Origin of the sequence: Sporosarcina sp. ANT_H38 (genome assembly GCF_008369195.1) — a bacterium.
GTDB lineage: Bacteria > Bacillota > Bacilli > Bacillales_A > Planococcaceae > Sporosarcina.
Genome location: NZ_VOBC01000005.1, coordinates 113272 through 134657 on the forward strand (window position 1 = coordinate 113272; position 21386 = coordinate 134657).

Annotated in this window: 21 protein-coding genes; 17 read left to right on the forward strand and 4 right to left on the reverse strand. The window is 41.3% G+C overall.

The annotated features are described in order from the left end of the window. Positions 1 to 15 precede the first annotated feature (15 nt). Positions 16 to 828 (forward strand): recombination regulator RecX, encoded by an 813-nt coding sequence (recX, locus tag FQ087_RS20545; protein ID WP_149582466.1) that lies wholly within the window; start codon positions 16 to 18, stop codon positions 826 to 828. Then, a complete protein-coding gene (locus FQ087_RS20550; protein ID WP_149582467.1) occupies positions 818 to 1150 on the forward strand; it encodes a YfhH family protein in 333 nt (110 codons plus the stop codon). The genes recX and FQ087_RS20550 overlap by 11 nt, the downstream gene beginning before the upstream one ends. A 142-nt stretch (positions 1151 to 1292) precedes the next feature. On the opposite strand, the gene FQ087_RS20555 is transcribed toward FQ087_RS20550, so the two are convergent. Next, positions 1293 to 2276 carry a metal-dependent hydrolase gene (locus FQ087_RS20555; RefSeq protein WP_149582468.1) on the reverse strand — a complete coding sequence of 328 codons (984 nt, stop codon included), beginning with the start codon at positions 2274 to 2276 and terminating at the stop codon, positions 1293 to 1295. A gap of 118 nt (positions 2277 to 2394) precedes the next feature. On the opposite strand from FQ087_RS20555, the gene mutY reads away from it, so the two are divergent. From mutY to FQ087_RS20610, 11 genes are all read left to right on the forward strand, one after another. Continuing rightward, on the forward strand, positions 2395 to 3459 hold the full coding sequence (gene mutY, locus FQ087_RS20560; RefSeq protein WP_149582469.1) for an A/G-specific adenine glycosylase: 1065 nt from the start codon (positions 2395 to 2397) through the stop codon (positions 3457 to 3459). Beyond that, on the forward strand, positions 3459 to 4205 hold the full coding sequence (gene fabL, locus FQ087_RS20565) for an enoyl-[acyl-carrier-protein] reductase FabL (RefSeq protein ID WP_149582470.1): 747 nt from the start codon (positions 3459 to 3461) through the stop codon (positions 4203 to 4205). Before mutY ends, fabL begins: the two co-directional genes overlap by 1 nt. Positions 4206 to 4268: 63 nt before the next feature. After that, positions 4269 to 4490, forward strand: a complete 222-nt coding sequence (locus tag FQ087_RS20570) for a gamma-type small acid-soluble spore protein (RefSeq protein WP_188006837.1) — start codon at positions 4269 to 4271, stop codon at positions 4488 to 4490. Positions 4491 to 4881: 391 nt separating this feature from the next. Continuing rightward, positions 4882 to 5427: a nucleoside tri-diphosphate phosphatase gene (ntdP, locus tag FQ087_RS20575; RefSeq protein WP_149582472.1), complete on the forward strand. Its 546-nt coding sequence runs from the start codon at positions 4882 to 4884 to the stop codon at positions 5425 to 5427. Positions 5428 to 5482: 55 nt separating this feature from the next. Beyond that, on the forward strand, positions 5483 to 7234 hold the full coding sequence (locus FQ087_RS20580; RefSeq protein WP_149582473.1) for an ABC transporter ATP-binding protein: 1752 nt from the start codon (positions 5483 to 5485) through the stop codon (positions 7232 to 7234). A gap of 280 nt (positions 7235 to 7514) precedes the next feature. Then, positions 7515 to 8531, forward strand: coding sequence for an ABC transporter substrate-binding protein (locus FQ087_RS20585; protein WP_149582474.1), 1017 nt, complete (start codon positions 7515 to 7517; stop codon positions 8529 to 8531). 225 nt (positions 8532 to 8756) lie between these two features. Next, on the forward strand, positions 8757 to 9779 hold the full coding sequence (locus FQ087_RS20590) for an ABC transporter ATP-binding protein (protein WP_149582475.1): 1023 nt from the start codon (positions 8757 to 8759) through the stop codon (positions 9777 to 9779). Continuing rightward, positions 9751 to 10767, forward strand: coding sequence for an ABC transporter ATP-binding protein (locus FQ087_RS20595; RefSeq protein ID WP_149582476.1), 1017 nt, complete (start codon positions 9751 to 9753; stop codon positions 10765 to 10767). The genes FQ087_RS20590 and FQ087_RS20595 overlap by 29 nt, the downstream gene beginning before the upstream one ends. Further along, complete coding sequence (locus FQ087_RS20600; protein WP_149582477.1) at positions 10764 to 12398, forward strand: ABC transporter substrate-binding protein; 1635 nt, start codon at positions 10764 to 10766, stop codon at positions 12396 to 12398. The genes FQ087_RS20595 and FQ087_RS20600 overlap by 4 nt, the downstream gene beginning before the upstream one ends. Positions 12399 to 12508: 110 nt before the next feature. Continuing rightward, entirely contained in the window at positions 12509 to 13513 is a 1005-nt protein-coding gene (locus tag FQ087_RS20605) for an ABC transporter permease (RefSeq protein ID WP_149582478.1), read from the forward strand. Positions 13514 to 13530: 17 nt separating this feature from the next. After that, a complete protein-coding gene (locus FQ087_RS20610) occupies positions 13531 to 14427 on the forward strand; it encodes an ABC transporter permease (RefSeq protein ID WP_149582479.1) in 897 nt (298 codons plus the stop codon). 266 nt (positions 14428 to 14693) lie between these two features. On the opposite strand, the gene FQ087_RS20615 is transcribed toward FQ087_RS20610, so the two are convergent. Then, a complete protein-coding gene (locus FQ087_RS20615) occupies positions 14694 to 15776 on the reverse strand; it encodes an FUSC family protein (protein WP_149582480.1) in 1083 nt (360 codons plus the stop codon). A 247-nt stretch (positions 15777 to 16023) separates the two neighbouring features. Further along, positions 16024 to 17328: a glutamate-1-semialdehyde 2,1-aminomutase gene (locus FQ087_RS20620; protein WP_149582481.1), complete on the reverse strand. Its 1305-nt coding sequence runs from the start codon at positions 17326 to 17328 to the stop codon at positions 16024 to 16026. A 126-nt stretch (positions 17329 to 17454) separates the two neighbouring features. Here FQ087_RS20620 and bcp point away from each other — a divergent pair, with 126 nt between their 5' ends. The 3 genes from bcp to perR all read left to right on the forward strand — a co-directional run bounded on the left by bcp (position 17455) and on the right by perR (position 19507). Further along, complete coding sequence (gene bcp, locus FQ087_RS20625) at positions 17455 to 17931, forward strand: thioredoxin-dependent thiol peroxidase (RefSeq protein ID WP_149582482.1); 477 nt, start codon at positions 17455 to 17457, stop codon at positions 17929 to 17931. 12 nt (positions 17932 to 17943) lie between these two features. Next, on the forward strand, positions 17944 to 18888 hold the full coding sequence (locus tag FQ087_RS20630; RefSeq protein WP_149582483.1) for a D-2-hydroxyacid dehydrogenase: 945 nt from the start codon (positions 17944 to 17946) through the stop codon (positions 18886 to 18888). Positions 18889 to 19063: 175 nt separating this feature from the next. After that, entirely contained in the window at positions 19064 to 19507 is a 444-nt protein-coding gene (gene perR, locus FQ087_RS20635) for a peroxide-responsive transcriptional repressor PerR (protein ID WP_149582484.1), read from the forward strand. Positions 19508 to 19556: 49 nt separating this feature from the next. Here the strand turns inward: perR and FQ087_RS20640 are convergent, their stop codons facing one another. Then, positions 19557 to 19937, reverse strand: coding sequence for a YgzB family protein (locus FQ087_RS20640; RefSeq protein WP_149582485.1), 381 nt, complete (start codon positions 19935 to 19937; stop codon positions 19557 to 19559). 127 nt (positions 19938 to 20064) lie between these two features. On the opposite strand from FQ087_RS20640, the gene FQ087_RS20645 reads away from it, so the two are divergent. After that, positions 20065 to 20928 carry a nucleotidyltransferase-like protein gene (locus tag FQ087_RS20645; protein ID WP_149582486.1) on the forward strand — a complete coding sequence of 288 codons (864 nt, stop codon included), beginning with the start codon at positions 20065 to 20067 and terminating at the stop codon, positions 20926 to 20928. Positions 20929 to 21386 lie beyond the last annotated feature (458 nt).

Genomic DNA, 21386 nt, shown 5'->3' on the forward strand with positions numbered 1-21386 from the left:
GGAGGCGTGTTAAAAGTGCCTGTTATTACTAAAATATCACAACAGAAAAAAGATCTAGAACGATACAATATTTTCCTAGAAGAAAAGTATGCATTCAGTGTCCATGAATCGGTCCTTGTTAAATTCGGTTTAACGAAAGGGATGTCCCTTGAAGACTGGTCTATTGACGAGATGGTCTATGAGGATGAGATACGAAAAGCGTTCAACCGGGCACTCCATTATCTTGGTTTCAGAATGCGCAGTGAGTTTGAAGTGAAGAAAAAACTTTTGGAATTGGGATATGGGGAAGCAATTGTATTAGAAGCACTCGTGAAGTTGAAAAGTCTTGGATTTCTAAATGATGAAACCTATTCAGAAGCACTTCTTCAAACACAGAAAAATTCATCCAGTAAAGGTCCAAAAGCAATTCAGCAAGAGATGCATAAAAAAGGGATAGGGAAGGAATTACAGATCAAAGTGCTTGAATCTTATTCGGAAGATGACCAGCTTAAAATCGCAACGAAACTTGCAGAGAAGACGGCAAATTCAAATCGTTCTGTAGCCCCGGCCCAATTAAAACAAAAAATCCAAAATACATTGCTTCGAAAAGGGTATTCATTCGAGCTTATTAAACAAGCACTTGCGAATATTAACTTTGATCGCGAAGAAGATGAATGGACATCCATTGCTGATTCAATCGGAGAGAAAGCATGGCGACGCTATAGTTCGAAGTTTAGTGGACGAGACTTGAATGATAAAGTGAAACAGGCGATGTATCAAAAAGGCATCCCGTTTGAGCGCATCGATCATTTCATTGATAAAAAGGAGAATGAAGAAGATGGAGATTGAAAAAAAATATAGTGCAATGACAGAGCATGAATTACGCACAGAAATCGGAAGACTGCGGGAAAAAGCACGCAAAGCCGAGCAATTGGGTATCCTTAATGAGTATGCAGTTTACCAAAGGAAAATGGTTATGGCACAATCATATTTAATTGATCCAAGTACAATAGTGCCTGGTGAGATGTACCGAATTGATGGAGACGAAGGTATGTTTTTTCAAGTCGACTACTTAAAAGGCCGTTTTGCCTGGGGTTACAGACTAGGTGGCGAACGTGCGGATGAAGCGTTGCCGATAGCCATGCTAAAGTCAGTAAAAGAAGGAAAGTAAAAAGGCTATAGGCAGTAATTCCTGTCCATAGCCTTCGTATCAATTCTTTCTAAGATTCTTATTTCTTTTGATTGTCGAGCTTTAGGCATTAGCTCCTCGGGTGAGGCAGAGCATACGGGTTATGCAATGCCTTCCGTTGTTCTTAAGAATTAGATGCTAAGTTAAGTTTTTTTCGTAACTTGTCCTCGGAAAAAATCCAACCTGTAAATGAATTAATGACGTTCAGCTCCTTGTCGATATGTGCAACCGCCACAAATGTGTAATAGCCTTTGCTCCGGTAACGAAGATCGATTAGGCGTACTTCGCAGATGTCCCCGATGTATGTGACAGACCATCTATAGATGGGGGAGAAAGATGTGAACGCTTTGATGTTTTTATCGTTCATGGCCACATCAATCTCTGGGGACTTTTGCATAGGTTCCCGTTCAAAGCGGTCATAAATAGTAACGGACCTTCCATAAGCTCGCCCAACGTAATGGCACTCCTTTGAAGATGCAGCTACCCTCCATTGGAGGAAGCGCATTGTTGGTGCAATAATAACTTCCGTTGCATTTGGGATGGTATTGTAGACGGCTTTTTTTACGGCTGATTTGATCGCGAAGCGCAATAAATAGTAAAAGAAGATTATCACGTATGTTGTCAAAATCGTATAGACCGGATTTGCGCCCATTGCCCAAATAATTATCGCTATGGCATGCAAAATGAAAATAATTGGATCGAACGTGTTAATGACACCGATAGCAACCCACTTGTTAGAAAACGGCCGCAATGCCTGCGTTCCATAAGAATTGAAAATATCGACAAATACATGTAGAAAGACGGCTAAAAAGGTCCAAGCCCAAACATGTATGAAACTTGCTTCTGGGATTAAAAATGACATGAGTATTGTTATGATTAGCGGCCATAATAATACCGCAGGAATCGAATGTGTAATCCCTCTATGGTGCCGTATATAGACAGCGTTATTTCTTAATTTTAATATGGTATCGACATCCGGGATAATTGAGCCGACAATGACACTTGCAACCACGGCACTCATTGTCGAACTATCTGTTAAAACGACAGGATCCGCCAATGCGAGGCCACCAAGTGCGACTCCCATAACAATATGTGTTCCAGTATCCAAATGATCACTCCTTTTGCCTGAACCGTCGTACCAAGCATTGGACAGACTTTTTAAAAATCGTATACATATCAATACCCTTTTATGCTCAATGATAAGCATATGCGATAAGGAGGAAATGATGCAAATAATAGTGAAGAAAGACGAATTTCGCGAAGCTCTTCTTTCCTGGTATCGTCGTGAAAAAAGAGATTTACCTTGGCGGAGAACGTCGAATCCATATTATATATGGGTTTCTGAAGTGATGTTGCAACAAACAAGGGTTGATACGGTTATTCCCTATTATGAGAGGTTTATCGAAAGCTTTCCGACGATGGAAGCACTTGCGGAAGCGGAAGAAAACGATTTATTGAAAATGTGGGAAGGCCTCGGTTATTACTCGAGGGCGAGAAATTTACAAGCGGGTGTAAGAGAAGTAGTGTCGGATTACGGCGGAGAAGTACCTTCGAACCGTACTGAGATTTCCAATTTAAAAGGAGTAGGCCCATATACTGCAGGAGCAGTTCTTAGTATTGCATATGGCGTTCCTGAGCATGCGATAGATGGTAATGTTATGCGTGTGATGTCCAGGCTAGTTCTTATAGAAGAGGATATTTCAATACCACGTACAAAAAAGATTTTTGAAACGGTGGTCATGGATTTAATCGACAAAGAAGATCCGTCTTCGTTCAACCAAGGACTGATGGAGCTAGGGGCGACAATTTGTACTCCGAAACCGAAGTGTCTTCTTTGTCCAGTTCGAGATTTTTGTTTAGCTTTCCAAGAAGGCAAGCAAGAAGAATTACCTGTAAAAACGAAGAAAACAAAAATGAAAATTATACCTGTTGCATCATTTGTAATTCGAAATCGCCAAGGTGAGTGGTTACTACGGCAGCGTCCTGCGAAAGGTTTGCTTGCAGGTTTGTGGGAGTTTCCAATGGCCGAGCCAGTGGATAATAAAACACCACAAGAAGTGGCCAGTGAACATTTTGGTTTCGAGCTAAAGGGTGTAGTTGATATACTATCTTTCAAACATATATTTTCCCATTTGACGTGGGAGATGAAAAGCTTCGGAGCATGGATTGAAAAAACAGATACAATTCCTGAAGGTTACCAATTTTTCACACAGGAAGAAGTAGAGGCGTTGCCAAAACCTGTGCCGGTATTAAAAATTTGGGATGAGATTAAACGAGGAGGACTAAAATAATGGTTGAAAATAAAGTAGCAATGGTGACGGGAAGTTCCAGGGGATTAGGAAAAGCACTTGCAATTGAACTCGCAAAAGAAGGCTATGATATTGTTGTGAATTATGCACGAAGTCGGTCTGCCGCGGAAGAAACGGTGAAAGAAATTGAGGCACTAGGCAGGAAAGCAATTATGATTCGTGCAAATGTTGGTGATGTTAAAAAACTTCGTACAATGTTTGAACAAGTAAAAGAGGAATTCGGGCGTTTAGATGTATTTGTATCGAACGCAGCATCAGGTGTTTTGCGTCCGATTATGGAACTAGAAGAGACGCACTGGGACTGGACGATGAACATCAATGCGAAAGCAATGCTGTTTGGCGCACAAGAAGCTGCAAAACTGATGGATAAAGGCGGGAAAATTCTCGGAGTCAGTTCGCTTGGATCTATTCGATATCTCGAAAATTATACGACAGTAGGCGTTTCGAAGGCTGCAATTGAATCGCTTACGCGGTATCTTGCTGTCGAACTTGCACCACTAGGAATTGCGGTAAATACTGTTTCGGGCGGCGCGCTTGATACCGAAGCACTGAAACATTTCCCTAATCGTAATGAATTGCTGGAAGACGCACGTATTAATACGCCTGCGGGACGTATGGTTGAAATTGATGACATGGTGAAAGCTGCGATGTTCCTAATTTCAGCGGATTCGGATATGATTCGCGGACAGACAATTATTGTCGATGGTGGGCGTTCAATTTTACTGTAAAAATTTCCATGTGAATAAAAAATGTCTCTTTGCACATGATAGGTGTACGGAGGTGAAAATCCATTGCCAAAAAACAACCCGAATCAAACTGATACAAATCAAGTAAGAAAACAGAACAAACAATCACAACAACAAATGCAAAATCAAAATCCAAATGCGATGACTGAGGAGTTTGGTTCCGAAACTGATGTTAATCAAGTTAGGAAACAAAACCAGCAATCCGAAGCAAACAAAAGAAATGCTTCTGGACAGCGCGCGAATCAGTTCGAGAACGGTTCTAAATAAGTAAATGGATACCGCCGGCTGGCAGGAGCGTTACGCTCCTGCCAGTTTTTTTATTTCTTGGAAACTATAGAGTACTCGCCCTTTGGATATACTACAAAAGGCGATATTTTACGTTTAAATCTTAGTGACTTAAGGCTTTGAGGCACACAGGATGTGGGTTATACAACAGGAAGGAATTGAACTTCATTCTTCCTGGGCAAGAAACGCCGCTTCGCCAAGCTGTCTAATGCCTGTAAGGGCTGGACGGCGCCTTACGCTGTTCTTTTACCCACAAATTACGTTGCGAACGAAAAAAAGAGTTGAAAGGTTTCAAATAATACCGTTCTGTTGGTATAATGATGAAATATATATGGGCTTCGAAATTTTCCGGCAACCAAAAGGTGGGTTAATCATGACGATTGCTACAGAAGGAGAAACGATACAAGTACATAGTTATAAACATAATGGTAAAATCCATCGGGTTTGGCAGGAAACCGTAGTGTTGAAAGGAACGCGTAATATTGTCATCGGTGCGAATGAAAGGACGCTTGTTACAGAGTCGGACGGACGCACATGGCTGACACGTGAACCATCCATTTGCTATTTCCATGCTGAGCATTGGTTCAATATTATCTGTATGCTAAGGGAAGATGGCGTGTATTATTACATTAACATGAGCTCACCTTTCGTCTATGATAACAAATCATTAAAGTACATTGATTATGATCTGGATGTGAAAGTGTTTCCAGATATGACTTATATGATTCTTGATGAGGATGAATATGCTGAACACAGGAAAGAGATGGGCTATCCTGATGTCATCGATCAGATATTACAGAAGAATTTGGAAACCTTGTTAAGCTGGATTAAGCAGCGCAGGGGGCCGTTTGCTTCTGACTTCATTGAAGTATGGACTTCCAGATATGAGTTTTACAAGCAGGTCAAGAAAAGTAAGTGAACAGCCTGACCGCAAATGTTATGCGGTGGGCTTTTTCCTATAGGAGGCACGCTTGATGGGGGACAGTATTAAACGCTATATGAAGTTTGTGAAGCCGTATAATTGGCTAATCATACTTACAATACTCATCGGTATCGTGAAATTTGCGATTCCGTTATTCATTCCGCTACTGATGAAAATCGTAATCGATGACATAATCGGATCGGATACACTTACGAAGGTAGAGATGACGCGGCAATTGTTTTATTGGCTTGGCGGAACAGTACTTGTGTTCTTCATCGTCCGGCCGCCAGTTGAATATTATCGTCAATATTATGCCCAGTATGTGAGCAATAAGATTTTGTATGATATCCGGAAGGAACTATATTCGCATCTGCAAAAATTAAGTCTCAGCTATTATTCCAACACACGAGCTGGAGAAATTATTTCACGCGTTATAAATGACGTGGAGCAAACGAAAAACTTTGTCATGATTGGGCTCATGAATGTTTGGCTTGACCTCGCGACCATTATCATAGCCGTTATTATTATGCTGACAATGGATGTTCCGCTTACGCTTGTCACGCTTCTCGCATTCCCTTTTTATGCTTACAGCGTCAAGCATTTTTTCGGGAAGCTGAGAGAATTGACTGGCAAACGATCTCAAGCACTTGCGGATGTGCAAAGCTACTTGCATGAACGCGTTGCAGGTGTAAGTGTCATAAAAAGCTTTGCACTTGAAGAAGAGGAACAACAGCGTTTCGATAAAACGAATGGCAACTTCCTCGATAAAGCACTTGATCATACAAAGTGGAATGCGAAAGCCTTTGCTGTGGTAAATACAATTACCGATGTTGCACCCCTTCTTGTTCTTGCATACGCAGGTTATCAAGTCATCAATAATGATTTGTCTGTTGGGACGATGGTTGCGTTCATTGCATACATCGACAGGGTTTATAATCCGCTTCGAAGACTGGTCAATGCATCTACATCCCTTACGCAATCTTTCGCGTCTATGGACCGGGTCTTTGATTTGATGGAACAGGAGTATGATATTACAAACAAACCTGGTGCAAAAGAATTACCTCCTATTGATGGGGAAATCGAGTTCGATAATGTGAGCTTTACGTATGAAGAGGATGGGGATGCAGTCTTAAGTGGTATTAATTTCACTGTGAAACCAGGTGAAACAGTTGCATTTGTCGGTATGAGCGGCGGAGGGAAGTCGACAATTGTGGGTCTGATACCGAGGTTCCATGATGTAACGGGTGGTGCTGTGCGTATCGATGGACATGACTTGCGTGACGTCAATATTAAATCGCTACGCGACCAAATTGGAATTGTTTTACAAGACACAATATTGTTCAGTGATTCCGTAAAAAGTAATATACTGATGGGGAAATCAGATGCAACAGATGAAGAAGTGATTGCTGCTGCAAAAGCGGCGAACGCGCATGATTTCATTGAAACACTGCCCCTTGGGTACGATACAAAAGTAGGAGAGCGGGGAGTTAAGCTGTCGGGTGGTCAAAAGCAACGCATTGCAATCGCTCGTGTCTTCTTGAAAAACCCACCACTCCTTATTTTGGATGAAGCGACATCAGCGCTTGACCTTGAAAGTGAAGCGCTCATTCAGGAATCGCTTGAAAGACTTGCGAATGAAAGAACAACACTTATCGTTGCGCACCGTTTATCGACGATAACACATGCAGATAAGATTTTCGTTATAGATTCAGGGAAGTTAAAAGAAATGGGTACGCACGATCAATTAATGAAGTTACAAGGAATTTACTATGGTTTGTTTCAGGTGCAAATACTTGGTAATTAAGAAATGAGATATGGTCAGATTTATAAAGAGTAGAGTGGCGAAGTTTTAACTTCGCTCAGTGGAAGTCTCCCACTTCTATAAGTGGTGAGGCCAAACCCCTGCTCAATAAAAGAAGGTAACCTAAGTACGCCGCAGGACCTGCACCCTGTAGGTCCGTTAATGTCACAGATTTTGAAGGAAGTTAATTGTCGCAAGGATGCGACGCTTTTAGGCTAACTTCCTTACTTGATCTGGACGCAAATATGCCGTGGCGCATTTGAAAATAGATGGAGGGGTTTTTATGAAAAGAATAAAGTTTGGACCATTAGCCTTGATAGTGATTGTTGCTCTTTCTACCATGCTTGGAGCATGTGCTTCAGATGAATCGGAAGATGAGAGTTTACAAGAAAGTGGAAAGAAAATATTAGTTTACGGACATAGCGGGAATTCCTCGTCACTAGACCCAGCGCATATGAAGGAAGAGGATTCCTTCCAGATTGCTGTAAATATGTATGAGACACTAGTGAATCTCGATGAGAAAGGTGCTACTGTGGTTCCTGGCTTAGCAGAAAAATGGGAGGCTAGTGAGGACGGTTTGACGTATAAATTCCAGTTGCGCAAGGATATCAAATTCCACGATGATACAGAATTCAATGCAAATTCTGTCGTGAATAACTTTAAGCGCTGGGCCGAAGGGAAAGAAGAAGAGTTTCCTTACTATGGTTCGGTATTCAATGGATTCAAAGAGGATGACAGCCGTATTATTAAATCGGTGACAGCTGACAGCGATGAAAAAATAACAATAAAGTTGAATCATCCTCAAGCATCATTCTTGAAAAATCTAACGATGAGCCCGTTCTCGATGGTTAGCCAGACGGTATCAGAACTTGGTGATGATCAATTGGAAAGCAAGCCTGTTGGTACGGGACCGTTCCAATACGTCGAAGGGGAACTGAATGAAACAATCGTGGTTGTGAAATTCGAAGATTATTGGCAAGAAGGATTGCCGAAGCTTGAAAAAATCATCTTCAAGTCGATCCCTAATAATACTGCACGCTTAAATGCATTGATCGCCGGGGATATCGATTTAGCTGATAGTCTTAATCCGGCAGATAGAGTGGAAGTTAACGATGATGCCGAATTACAATTTATTGATCGTCCATTTGTGGAAAATATTTATCTAGATGCTCCTTCGATACCCAATGCCGAGTCAACGTCACTTTACGGGGCGACAAAGTACATGCTGAATTTCATTCCGCAACCAACAGGTTTTGATGTACTGTCGAAAGTGGAATTTGAATTACCAATAGAAGAGTGAAAAAGCTATCCGATTGATCAGGGTTTCCCTGGTTAGCGGATAGCTTTTTTTCTACGGAGAAATATAGACTTTTGTTCTGTTAATAGGTTATATGACTATTTAGTAGGCCTTTGTCATTACAAGAATATATTAAAAAGTATTGCATTTATTAAGTATAATCGTATAATAATGAATATGAAGATAATTATGAATAAATATTAATTGATTAAGAAAAAGGGTGATCTGATGGAAGAGAGGAAGACTGTCCTCCAAGTAAAAGATTTACAGACGACCTTTTTTACTGATTCGGGGGAAATACCGGCTGTTGATCATATTGACTTTCACTTGAATGAAGGAGAAATCCTTGGAATTGTCGGAGAATCAGGTTGCGGAAAAAGTGTAACTTCCTTATCGATAATGGGGCTAGTTCCAAAGCCTCCCGGAAAAGTTGTCGGGGGCAAAATATTATTTGAAGACAAAGATTTGCTAACCATGAATGAAAAGCAAATGCGGCGTATTCGGGGAAATGACATTGCAATGATTTTCCAAGAACCGATGACATCGCTGAATCCATTGTTCTCGATTGGCAATCAAATGACGGAAGCTGTTCGGATCCACGAAAAAGGTTGGTCTAAGAAAAAGGCTGAGGGAAAAGCAGTTGAAATGTTGAAACTTGTTGGTTTGCCTCGTGCAGAGGAAATGATGAGAGACTACCCACACCAATTATCAGGTGGAATGCGACAACGTGTAATGATTGCGATGGCACTGGTATGTGATCCTAAAGTACTCATTGCTGACGAACCAACCACTGCTCTCGATGTGACAATTCAGGCGCAAATTTTGAAGCTAATGCGAGAATTAAATACCAGATTGAATACTGCCGTTCTCCTTATTACTCATGACTTGGGTGTCGTTGCAGAAACATGCGAACGTGTCATTGTTATGTATGCTGGCCAAATCATTGAGGAAGCATCCGTTAAGATGATCTTCGAAGATCCACAGCATCCCTATACAAAAGGACTGATACAATCAGTTCCCGATATGCGCTATAAAAAGGATAGGCTCTATTCTATCCCGGGCAGCGTGCCGAAACCTGGTTCAATTAAGCATGGGTGCAGATTTGCAGCGAGATGTGAATTTGCATTTGATCGTTGTCTAAAAGAAAACCCAGAACTATATGAAACATCGGATGTTCACCAGACTCGATGCTTCCTATACGACAAAGAAGGGGTGAAACAGCATGACAACAAAGCCCTTATTGAAAGTTGAAGGTTTGAAAAAGTATTTCCCCGTTAAAAAAGGGATTCTTGGTAGAACAGTTGGGCATGTCAAAGCGGTGGACGACGTATCATTTTACGTTAATGAAGGAGAAACGCTCGGCATAGTTGGTGAATCAGGATGTGGTAAGTCGACAACGGGCAGAATGCTGATGCGTCTTCTTGAGCCTACTGAAGGAACAGTTGAATTTGACGGCAAAGATTTGACTTCCTTATCTACTGAGGAAATGCGGAAAACGAGACGTGATATCCAAATGGTATTCCAAGATCCATACGCTTCATTAAATCCGCGTCATACGATTGAAAAAATACTGGAAGAGCCTCTCATTGTACATGGTATTGATAATTCAAAAGAGCGGAAAAAGAAAGTGCGTGAATTTCTTGAAATAGTAGGACTAAGCGCATATCACGCAAAACGCTATCCGCACCAATTTAGTGGAGGACAGCGTCAGCGTATTGGAATTGCTCGGGCGCTAATGACAAATCCGAAACTGATAATTGCTGATGAGCCTGTTTCGGCTCTCGATGTGTCAATTCAGTCTCAAGTGTTAAACCTAATGCAAGACTTGCAGAAGGAATTTAATCTCACTTATATCTTCATTGCCCATGATCTTGGGGTCGTCCGTCACATAAGTGATCGTGTCGGAGTTATGTATCTTGGAAAGATGGTAGAAATGGCAGATAGCGAGCAGCTCTATGCGAAGCCACTACATCCCTATACGCAGGCATTATTGTCGGCGGTTCCAGTACCAGATCCAGCTTTCAAGAAAGAGCAAATTCTTCTTGAAGGGGATATTCCAAATCCTGCAAATCCTCCTAGCGGCTGCACATTTCATACGCGCTGTCCGCATAAGATGGCAATTTGCACGAAAGTTACACCAAAACTTGTTGAACATGATTCGGGTCATTCTGTCGCCTGTCACCTTTATAGTGGTGAACAGGTAGACAATGATATAAAACAGTTGGAGGGGTCAATATGAGGAAAAGAAAGTTAGGGTTGCTAGCACTAATGTTGCTTCTCGTTCTTTCGGCAGCGCTTGCCGCTTGCTCGTCAGATGCTGGCGAAGGCAAGAAGGAAGAAGGCAAAAAGGAAGAGGCCAATACTGAAGAAGCTAAAAACGTGAAAGATACATTGGTCTTCGGACGTGGTGGGGATTCAACTTCTCTTGATCCATCAAGGGTAACGGAAGGGGAATCCTTCAAAGTAACGGTTAATATTTACGAAACGCTTCTGAATTTCGGGGAGAGTGATACAGAAATTAATCCAGGACTTGCAACTGAATGGGAGCCAAGTGAAGATGGTTTAACGTATACGTTCAAACTACGTGAAGGCGTTAAGTTCCATGATGGAACTGACTTCAATGCTGACGCGGTCGTAAAAAACTTCGAGCGTTGGGCAGGTGGGGATGCAGAAAAATTCCCATATTATAACACGACGTTCGGTGGTTTTAAAGGTGATGAAGGTCATGTTATTGAGTCGGTTACAGCAGACGGCGAAAATACAGTCCTAATTAAATTAACACGCCCGCAAGCACCATTCCTTAAAAATATAGCAATGAGTATGTTTGCAATTGCAAGCCCAACTGCATTTGAATTAGGTGACGATCAATTAGAAAGAAACCCAGTAGGTACAGGCCCATTCAAGTTCGTAGAATGGAAACCAAATGAAACAATCACAATTGACAAATTTGATGACTATTGGGATGCAGAACTACCAAAACTTAAAAGGATTATCTTCCGTTCAATTCCTGACAACTCTGCACGGTTGAATGAATTGATGTCTGGAAATATCGAACTTGCAGATGGCATTAATCCATCAGATGGCAAATCGATTGAGGATAATGATGAGCTTCAGTTATTTGAACGTCCATCTATGAACGTAGGCTATTTAGGTCTTACAGTAACACGCCCTCCTTTCGATAAAAAAGAAGTGCGCCAAGCTTTTAACTATGCAATTGACAAACAATCAATTATTGATTCGTTCTTCGAAGGACGTGCGGATGTCGCGAAAAATCCGATGCCGCCATCTATTTCAGGCTATAACGATGATATCGAAGGATATGAATACAATCCTGAAAAAGCGAAAGAACTACTAAAATCGGTAGGACTTGAAGACGGTTTTGAGATGGATCTATGGGCAATGCCGGTACCACGTCCATACATGCCAGATGGTAAAAAAGTTGCTGAAGTCATTCAGAAAAACCTTGCAGACATAGGCATTACTGCAAATATTGTTTCGCATGAATGGGCAACTTATCTTGACCTTGCAAGTAAAGGGGATGCAGATGCGTTTATGCTCGGCTGGACTGGGGATAACGGAGATGCAGATAACTTCCTATACGCTTTGCTAGATGAAGATAATATCGGTAGCAATAACTATACGTACTATAAAAATGACAAACTCCACGACATTCTTATCGCAGCACAAACTGAAATAAATGAAGATAAACGTATTGAATTGTACAAAGAAGCACAGGTCATCCTTCATGATGAAGCACCGTGGGTACCACTTGCTCACTCAACTCCGCTTCTTGGAGGATCTAAAGATTTAACAGGTTTCGTTCCAGGCCCAATTGCCTCGGATTTATTGTCGAAAGTAGAATTCAAGTAAAAGTTTGTAAGAAATGGACGGAAAGGGAGAGGTCTTTCGGATTTCTTCCTTTTCTCTTTCATTTGATGGATACATATAAGTTGATAGAAGAGTTGGAGAGGTGAAAGATTATGCTCAGCTACATTGGAAAAAGAATGCTGCAGCTCATTCCTGTCCTGCTTGGGATGACGTTTGTCGTATTTATGATTATTCGTGCAATCCCGGGCAACCCTGCCCAAATTATTCTTGGACAGCAGGCGACTAAAGAGTCAGTCGAAGCGCTGACGATAAAGCTTGGTTTGGATAACCCTTGGTATGTTCAGTATTTCAAATACCTGGGTGATCTTTTTAAAGGGGATTTGGGTGAGTCGATGAGAACCCGAGCTCCTGTATCAGATGAAATATGGCCTTATTTAGCAGCAACGTTTGAATTGGCACTATTTGCTATCGTAATTGCAGTTATTATCGGTATCAATGCAGGGATTATCTCGGCATGGTTCCAAAACTCATGGTTTGACTATACGGCGATGATTTTGGCGCTTGTTGGCGTGTCAATGCCTATTTTTTGGCTGGGTCTCATGGGGCAATGGGTTTTTTCTGTAGAAAATCCATGGTTACCGACTGGAGGGCGAGAGGAAGTACGAGATCCTATCAATGCCATAACGAATCTCTATGTGATCGACACGATTATTCAAGGGCGTTTTGATCAGTTATGGCAGGTTATCCGTCATCTTATTTTGCCGGGACTGGCACTGGCGACAATTCCGATGGCAATTATCGCACGGATGACCCGTTCAAGTATGCTAGAAGTAATGCGCTCAGATTATATTCGTACCGCACGGGCGAAAGGTCAAAAAATGTTTTGGGTCGTTTATAAGCATGCACTTAAAAATGCAATCATTCCGGTATTAACAATTATTGGTCTGCAAATGGGGATGTTGCTTGGTGGTGCGATTTTAACAGAGACAATTTTTGCTTGGCCAGGCGTTGGGCGTTATATTTACGACGCAATTGGATTCCGAGATTATCCCGTCATTCAGTCATCGATTCTAATTGTGGCGCTCTTCTTTGTTATGATTAATCTACTTGTTGACTTGCTCTACAGTCTGATTGATCCGAGGATTAAATATGATTGAGGGAGGGGGAAGCGCTTATGACTGAATTTGTACCTAAAGCCGACGGGATCGTGAAAGTTGAAATTGACAAAACCGCAGGACCTTGGCGTGAAGCTTGGAATGGCTTTAAAAAGAGTAAAGTGGCAGTTGTCGGTATGGGTATCGTATTTTTCTTTATCTTGCTAGCTGTAATTGGTCCATTTATTGCTTTAGAGGGCATTAACGATCAAAAATTACCGGACCGACTTCTCCCTCCTTCCAGTGAATATTGGCTTGGTACAGATGATCTTGGAAGGGATATTCTTTCTCGAATTATCCATGGTGCGCGGATATCATTATGGGTTGGATTCTTTTCTGTTATCGGATCGGTAGTTGTAGGAAGTGCATTAGGTATCATAGCGGGTTATTACGGTAGATGGGTTGATACGATTATTTCACGTGTATTCGACATCATGCTTGCATTTCCTTCTATCTTATTGGCCATTGCGATTGTTTCCGTACTTGGTCCGAGTCTGCGAAATGCGCTTATCGCAATCGCAATAATTAATATACCGAACTTTGGAAGGCTCATTCGTTCAAAAGTATTAAGTATTAAAGAAGATGAATATATTACTGCTGCAAAGGGAATTGGTATGAAAGATGCAAGGATTCTATTTTCCCACATATTACCGAACTCTATGGCGCCGGTAATTGTTCAAGGAACACTAGCAATTGCAACGGCAATCCTTGAAGCAGCTGCACTAGGGTTTTTGGGACTTGGTGCAGAAGCGCCGATGCCCGAGTGGGGGAAAATGTTAGCAGATTCAAAAAGCTATCTCCATTCAGCCCCATGGACGATGATTTTCCCAGGTATGGCAATTATGCTTACCGTGCTGGGCTTTAACTTAATGGGTGATGGTTTACGTGATGCACTCGATCCTAAGATGAAGAGTTAAGATAAAGAAAATGTCCCGTAAGCCGACGATTTCACCGGTTTACGGGACATTTTTATAGTTTGTTGTCTTTATAGATTGAAAGAGTGATTCCATTTAATACCGCTTAGGGCTGCACTCTGTTGGCCTAAGCAATCGAGAGGGATTGAAAACTGTATCCCTCCTTGTTGCGACAAGAAGTCACGAACTTAAACTGCCTTCCTGTAAGGTGGCAATACTGTGTTCAATTACGTACCCCGATTCCTGCGACTGGATAAACTGCGCTATTCTTAATAAATTTCTTCACTCAGTTTCGAATTCACTTTATTGTTATGATACTTCTGAAATAGAACAATCAGCTTGTCAAAGTGTTCAAGTTGCTCTTCGTAATTAAAGATAGATGACAGGATATGAAGGAGATGATAGGCGGAAAATTCTTCTTCCTCTTTCGCAAGTGCAATCTCCATTGCAAATATCTCCATTACTTCATGGCGTTGAATATATTCGTCATTTGGACTCATGCTTACTATGTCAGGCTTAAGCTTCCCGACGAACTTCAAATGGAGCTGTTCGTGGTAAGTAAGCAAGGAATCCAAACGTTCCTGTACCATCATCCGGAAATGCTCCGGCAAATCGATCAGCTCATTTTCGAACTGATGAAGCCTTTTTAATACATCGTAACTGCTCTTAGAAGTTGCAACCATCTGTCTGTAAACGACAAGCTTTCTCGCTTTCGATCTTGTACTCTTTTTAAAGTAGTTTTGTTCCTCTTTAAATAGGATATAAAGTTGGTCTACTTGAGAGAGTCGTTCCTTCAATTTGTTCAGTGATTTCTTTGTTGCTAAATGATCGGAAGCCTGTCGTCCAGCTAGGCGGGTCCAACGAATGATTTCGTCTTGTGCCTGGTGGATAGACTCAAATAATTTCGTTTCATACTTCGGTGGCATGAAAAGTAAGTTAACAACAAAAGCTGCAAGAATCCCAATAATCAGCGTCAAAAAACGCAACAGTGCGAATGACAAAAAATCTTCGCCTTTGATTTCCATAATAGAGATCATCACAACAAGAGCCATGGAAATCGATTTTTCAAGCCCAAATTTAATCATAATCAAAATGATAATAACTGTTGCAAGTCCAATGAAGGCTAGCTGATTTCCAAACAGGAGAACGAATAAGACCGCAACTACTGCGCCTATGACATTGCCTTGTATCTGTTCGATAATTGTTAAATACGATCTATAGATAGAAGGTTGGATGGCAAAGATGGCCGCGATTCCTGCGAATAATGGATGTGGCATTTGTAAAACCTCTGCAAGGAACAATGCGAACACAATCGCAATGCCCGTTTTCAAAATGCGGGCACCAAGTATCATAGGGGTTATCCTTTCTAATCAAATACGCCTTGGCGTATTTGCGCCCAGACTTTTATCGAGCGTGCTCGATAAATACCACTTAAAAGTCTTTGGCATCCGTCGGGGACTGTAACTTCATTTAGCTAGAGTTTTCCTCTACCAAGTTGTATGGCTTTTTTGCAAATTCATATCACTTTATAAAAGGGGATACTTCGTTAAATGAAGTTAAAGCTGTTTTTCGCTACTGTACCTTAACTATACGGTGCGGTCAACCGTTTATTGAATCTGCAAGTTCTTTGAATGAATGATCAACTGCAACCAGTGTATCCATAATGTCTTTTTCAGTATGTGCAGTTGTTAAGAACCATGCTTCATACTTCGATGGCGCAAGATTGATACCGTTTTTTAACATCAATTTGAAGAACTTGGCGAATACGTTGCCGTCAGTTGCTTCAGCCTGTTCGTAGTTTTCTACTTTTACGTCCGTAAAGAACAACGTAAGAGCTCCTCCAAGACGGTTTGTCGTTAATGTAATTCCGTGCTCTTTTGCAGATGTTAAAATGCCCTCTTCAAGAATAGCACCTAGACGATCCATTTCTTCATAGATACCAGGCGTTTGAAGAACTTCAAGAAGCGCGATTCCCGCTAACATGGAAGCTGGATTCCCGGCCATTGTACCCGCTTGATAAGCAGGACCTAGTGGAGCGACTTGTTCCATGATCTCTTTTTTTCCACCGTAACCGCCAATTGGTAAGCCGCCGCCAATAATTTTTCCGAATGCAGTAAGATCGGGTGTTAAACCGAGCAAATCTTGTGCGCCGCCGTAGTGGAAACGGAATGCAGTAATTACTTCATCATAAACGATCAAAGCGCCTTTTTCGGCTGCGATATCGTGGACGAGTGGTAAGAACCCTTCTTTTGGTTCAACAATGCCGAAGTTCCCAACGATTGGCTCGACTAGGATACACGCAATCTGGTCGCCCCATTTTTCCATAGCTTCTATATAAGCATCAGGATTGTTAAATGGAATTGTAATCACTTCTTTAGCAATCGACTCTGGTACACCTGCAGAATCTGGCGTGCCGAGCGTTGCGGGGCCGGAACCTGCTGCAACAAGAACAAGATCTGAATGGCCATGGTAGCAGCCTGCGAATTTCATGATTTTTGTTCGGCCTGTATAAGCGCGAGAAACTCGAATTGTCGTCATTACAGCTTCTGTCCCAGAGTTTACAAAGCGTACTTTATCCATTCTTGGCATTGCTTCCTTCAACATTTTTGCAAACTTCACTTCGTGTCGAGTAGGCGTTCCGTATAACAGACCTGTTTGCGCAGCTTTAACGATTGCTTCAGTAATATGTGGATGGGCATGACCCGTAATAATTGGTCCATATGCAGCAAGATAGTCGATGTATTTATTGCCGTCGACATCCCAGAAGTAAGCGCCTTCTGCACGTTCCATTACTGTAGGAGCTCCGCCACCAACTGCATGGTATCCGCGTGATGGGCTATTTACCCCTCCTACGATATGTTCGCAAGCTTCATTATAGATTTCCTCTGAATTCGTTCTGATCATTTCAATTCCTCCGTTCAATTCATTACCCTCTCTATTCTAAACATAATGGTGCAGATAGCCAAAGAATTTGAAACTAGAGGGCGCGTTCTGTACGATTAAGGAAAGAATATATTGGAGGAATGGATAATGACGACACTTGAAGGTATGCATGCACCGGAATTTACATTGCCAAAAGAGAATGGGGAAATGATTTCACTAAAAGACTTTGCAGGTGAAAAGTATGTCGTCCTCTATTTTTATCCGAAAGATTCAACGCCTGGCTGTACAACGCAAGCATGTGACTTCCGCGATTCGTATGAAGATTTTAGTAAGTTGAATGCTGTTGTACTTGGCGTGAGTCCGGATAGCGAAGCAACACATAAGAAATTTATTGGAAAGCACGGCTTGCCGTTCTCTTTGTTGGTGGATGAAGAGCATATAGTTGCTGAAAAATACGATGTCTGGAAACTGAAAAAGATGTTCGGTAAAGAGTATATGGGTATTGAGCGTTCTACATTCTTGATTGATCCGACAGGGACGGTCGTAAAAGAGTGGCGAAAAGTGAAGGTAGAAGGGCATATAAATGAAGCACTTGCGACACTAGAACAACTAACGCAATCTTGAGGGGGAAGAGTAATGGAGGTGTTATTTACATTTGATATGAAGAAACATCAGGAAGAGGGGCTTATCACTAGGTTTCCTGAAGTAAGATTTCATTTCAATAAAAAACCAGAGGATAAGGAAATTCAGACGGCAACTATTATCGTAACGTATGGTGTTGATATAGACACTACTTTGCTTGATCGTGCAAAGTCACTACAATGGATTATGGTTGCGTCGGCGGGCGTTGAAAAAATGCCACTCGCTGAAATAGCTGAACGGAATATCATGATGACGAACGTACGGGGCATTCATAAAACACCGATGGCGGAATCAGTACTTGCGCATATACTATCACTACAACGGTCGTTACCGCTCATGTACGAACGACAACGGTCGAAAGAGTGGAATCGGAAAGTCGGTTCTACTGAATTGAAAGGATCGACCGCACTTATCCTTGGACCTGGTGCCATTGGTTCTGAAATAGGACGCTTACTTCAAGCATTTGGTGTGTCTACAATTGGGTGTAACAGATCCGGTAGGGTAAGCGAATCTATGGATGAAACGATAAAGTTTGAAGCTTTAATGGATAGATTGGGAGAAGCAGATTTTGTTATTACTGTTTTACCGAGTACGTTGGAAACAGAGGGGCTACTAACCGCAGCGCATTTTAAAGCTATGAAGGACAATGCAGTTTTCATGAACTTTGGCCGAGGAGACCTTTTCGGGGAAACGACCCTAGTGGCGGCATTGAAAAATAACGAAATTAGGCATGCTGTGCTCGATGTATTCGAAACGGAACCACTATCTGTTGATAATGAATTATGGAGTATGTCGAATTGCACGGTGTCCCCACATGTTTCAAGTCTTTCTGGAAAATATGTTGAAAGAGCTCTCGTTATATTTGAAGAAAACTTGGACAAGTGGCAACAGGGGGATATGGATCTTGTTAACTTGATTGACATGAAACTGGGCTACTGAAAAGGAATTATATATGTTTAAGTATTGAATGCACCATATTAATTAGGTGTATGGGATGAATAGACATAAATGAAGTTGTTTGTACAGCGCTTTAGTTGACATATGGATCCTACTTTAAGTAAACTAATGATAATAATTATAAAGTAAGAATCCTTATGGATAGAGGTGCATAGCGATGTCAGAAGTTAGATTGAAAGACGCGCTGGACACATTGAAAAAAAGTGGCGTCAGAATTACGCCGCAGAGGCATGCGATTTTAGAGTATCTTATCTCAACTGAGTCACATCCGACGGCTGATGATATATATAAAGCGCTTGAAAGTGATTTTCCTAACATGAGCGTTGCAACGGTCTACAATAACCTTCGTGTATTCCTAAATGCGAGACTTATTAAGGAACTAACCTATGGAGATGCTTCGAGCCGTTTTGACTTTGTAACTCATGATCACTATCATATCATCTGTAACGAATGCGGAACGATTGTTGATTTTCATCATCCTGGACTTCAAGAGGTAGAACGTTTAGCTTCTCATGTAACAGGATTCAATGTGAATTCCCATCGTCTAGAAGTATATGGTACATGTCCCTCATGTGCTTCACACGTAGTAAGTGCCAATTAAAAAAAGCGTCCTATACTCCTTCCGTGAAGGTTGTATCGGACGCTTTCTTTTATTCCTTGGGATTTTCTTTTTCAGCAACAGTTGTGCTCTTCGTTCTATTATATGATACGTCGAACTCTTTACCTTCTAATGTAGGGTCAAGTGTAAGGGGCTCTCGGCAATGCCCGCACATATCAACGCGCCCAAGCATTTTTGTGTGCTTACCACAACTTGGACAGACGATTTGAACGGCTCGCGTAGACAATGATCCAATCCATGCATAAACAACCGTACTGCCAAGAATGGCAAGGACTCCAAGAAACATGAAGATTAGCATAACGATTTCATATTTTCTGAAGAAAATTCCGATATACATAATGACGACCCCGGCAAATATTAAAGCAAGGGCGAATGATCGTATCCTATTTATCTTATTTTTATAGGGTTTCATCCAACGTACCTCCTTGATATATCCTCAACAACTATATCATATATTTTGTTTTCTACGTTATTTTACCTTCTTGAATAAAGGATATCCTTGCCACTTCGTCGAAAGGAAATGACAGGGAGGTGTGTTAGTGGAACAAGTATTAAGACCAATTTATCAGGAGCGGGCAAGTTTTCCGGAGACACTGGGTGTCATTCTTGTAGAAAAGAGAGGGAAAGAGGATCCAATTACAGATACATTCGATTCGATCCTCCTTATCATTACCGCCGACAATGAAATCCCTGTCTTTACGAAGCATTACACAGACGGAAACGAAAAAGCAGCGATGCATATAATTAGTGAAAAGCAATTGCGAAAATGGTTAGTTCTCGGTTCAAAGCGAAAAGTCGTAGATTGGCTGCATTATGGTAAGGTTTACTTTGATCGAAATGAGTTCGTTGAAAAATTGAGAATGGAATTGCGGGAGTATCCTTTTTACGGTGGAGATATAAAAATGGGACTAGAGTTCTCAAAGCTTGTAAGAGGATATATGGAAGGGAAAACTTTTTTCGAAGAAGGAAACTACATGGATGCTTATCATCACGTAGTGAAATCTCTTCATCATCTTGCAAGACTTGCAGTTATTGAAAATGGATTAATTCCAGAAGTGACGGTATGGTCCCAAGTGAAAAAGATTGATCCGGCGATTTACAAATTATATGTGGAACTGATTATGAGTGACGAACCTTTAGAAAAACGATTAGAGTTATTGTTTCTAGCGAGTGAGTTTTTCATCCATAATCGGACTGTTGATGGTGCCCGTCATATTCGGGGGGTCATGGCGACTCAAGAACTATGGACAATACAGGAACTACATGAACACGAAGAGGTGCGGATGTATTCAATCGACCTTGAAGTATTTATTGAATTTCTAATTGATAAAGGATTTATTCTTGTGGTTCAGAGCGATTCGAAAAATGAATTGATTTTCCACAGGGACTATAGAGTAGTGTGATTGGAAACAGGGTAATAGGACGATTTAAATTCGTCCTATTAAACTAGTTGACAAGAGATTGTTGGGCATGTTATTATAATTCTTGTCGCTCGGGAGGCAAAGTAAATAGTCGCTTGAGAGATGATGTAAAAAAGAAATTAAAATTAGTTGTTGACACAAACGACGTAACTTGATATGATATAAAAGTTGTCACCGAAACTACGGCAACTACTAAATCGAGGAACGCGATTCAACTCCTCTTCAAATGAACCTTGAAAACTGAACAGCAAAACATCAATGAAATACAGCGAAAGTGCTAACGCACTTAAGCAAAACGTTTCTATTAAGTCGACTTCGGTCGGACGAAAAAAACACACACTAGAATCTTCGGATTCGGGGGAGGAATTTGATTCCTCCTTAGTCAGCAAGAAATGAGCTATTCATTTTCTTCTATTATGGAGAGTTTGATCCTGGCTCAG

Excerpts from the sequence above, each read along its gene's own strand:
- FQ087_RS20550 (WP_149582467.1), top strand. The coding sequence starts at position 818 with ATGGAGATTGAAAAAAAATATAGTGCAATGACAGAGCATGAATTACGC.
- mutY (WP_149582469.1), top strand. The coding sequence starts at position 2,395 with ATGCAAATAATAGTGAAGAAAGACGAATTTCGCGAAGCTCTTCTTTCC.
- fabL (WP_149582470.1), top strand. The coding sequence starts at position 3,459 with ATGGTTGAAAATAAAGTAGCAATGGTGACGGGAAGTTCCAGGGGATTA.
- ntdP (WP_149582472.1), top strand. The coding sequence starts at position 4,882 with ATGACGATTGCTACAGAAGGAGAAACGATACAAGTACATAGTTATAAA.
- FQ087_RS20580 (WP_149582473.1), top strand. The coding sequence starts at position 5,483 with ATGGGGGACAGTATTAAACGCTATATGAAGTTTGTGAAGCCGTATAAT.
- FQ087_RS20585 (WP_149582474.1), top strand. The coding sequence starts at position 7,515 with ATGAAAAGAATAAAGTTTGGACCATTAGCCTTGATAGTGATTGTTGCT.
- FQ087_RS20590 (WP_149582475.1), top strand. The coding sequence starts at position 8,757 with ATGGAAGAGAGGAAGACTGTCCTCCAAGTAAAAGATTTACAGACGACC.
- FQ087_RS20595 (WP_149582476.1), top strand. The coding sequence starts at position 9,751 with ATGACAACAAAGCCCTTATTGAAAGTTGAAGGTTTGAAAAAGTATTTC.
- FQ087_RS20600 (WP_149582477.1), top strand. The coding sequence starts at position 10,764 with ATGAGGAAAAGAAAGTTAGGGTTGCTAGCACTAATGTTGCTTCTCGTT.
- FQ087_RS20605 (WP_149582478.1), top strand. The coding sequence starts at position 12,509 with ATGCTCAGCTACATTGGAAAAAGAATGCTGCAGCTCATTCCTGTCCTG.
- FQ087_RS20610 (WP_149582479.1), top strand. The coding sequence starts at position 13,531 with ATGACTGAATTTGTACCTAAAGCCGACGGGATCGTGAAAGTTGAAATT.
- FQ087_RS20615 (WP_149582480.1), bottom strand. The coding sequence starts at position 15,776 with ATGATACTTGGTGCCCGCATTTTGAAAACGGGCATTGCGATTGTGTTC.
- FQ087_RS20620 (WP_149582481.1), bottom strand. The coding sequence starts at position 17,328 with ATGATCAGAACGAATTCAGAGGAAATCTATAATGAAGCTTGCGAACAT.
- bcp (WP_149582482.1), top strand. The coding sequence starts at position 17,455 with ATGACGACACTTGAAGGTATGCATGCACCGGAATTTACATTGCCAAAA.
- FQ087_RS20630 (WP_149582483.1), top strand. The coding sequence starts at position 17,944 with ATGGAGGTGTTATTTACATTTGATATGAAGAAACATCAGGAAGAGGGG.
- perR (WP_149582484.1), top strand. The coding sequence starts at position 19,064 with ATGTCAGAAGTTAGATTGAAAGACGCGCTGGACACATTGAAAAAAAGT.
- FQ087_RS20640 (WP_149582485.1), bottom strand. The coding sequence starts at position 19,937 with ATGAAACCCTATAAAAATAAGATAAATAGGATACGATCATTCGCCCTT.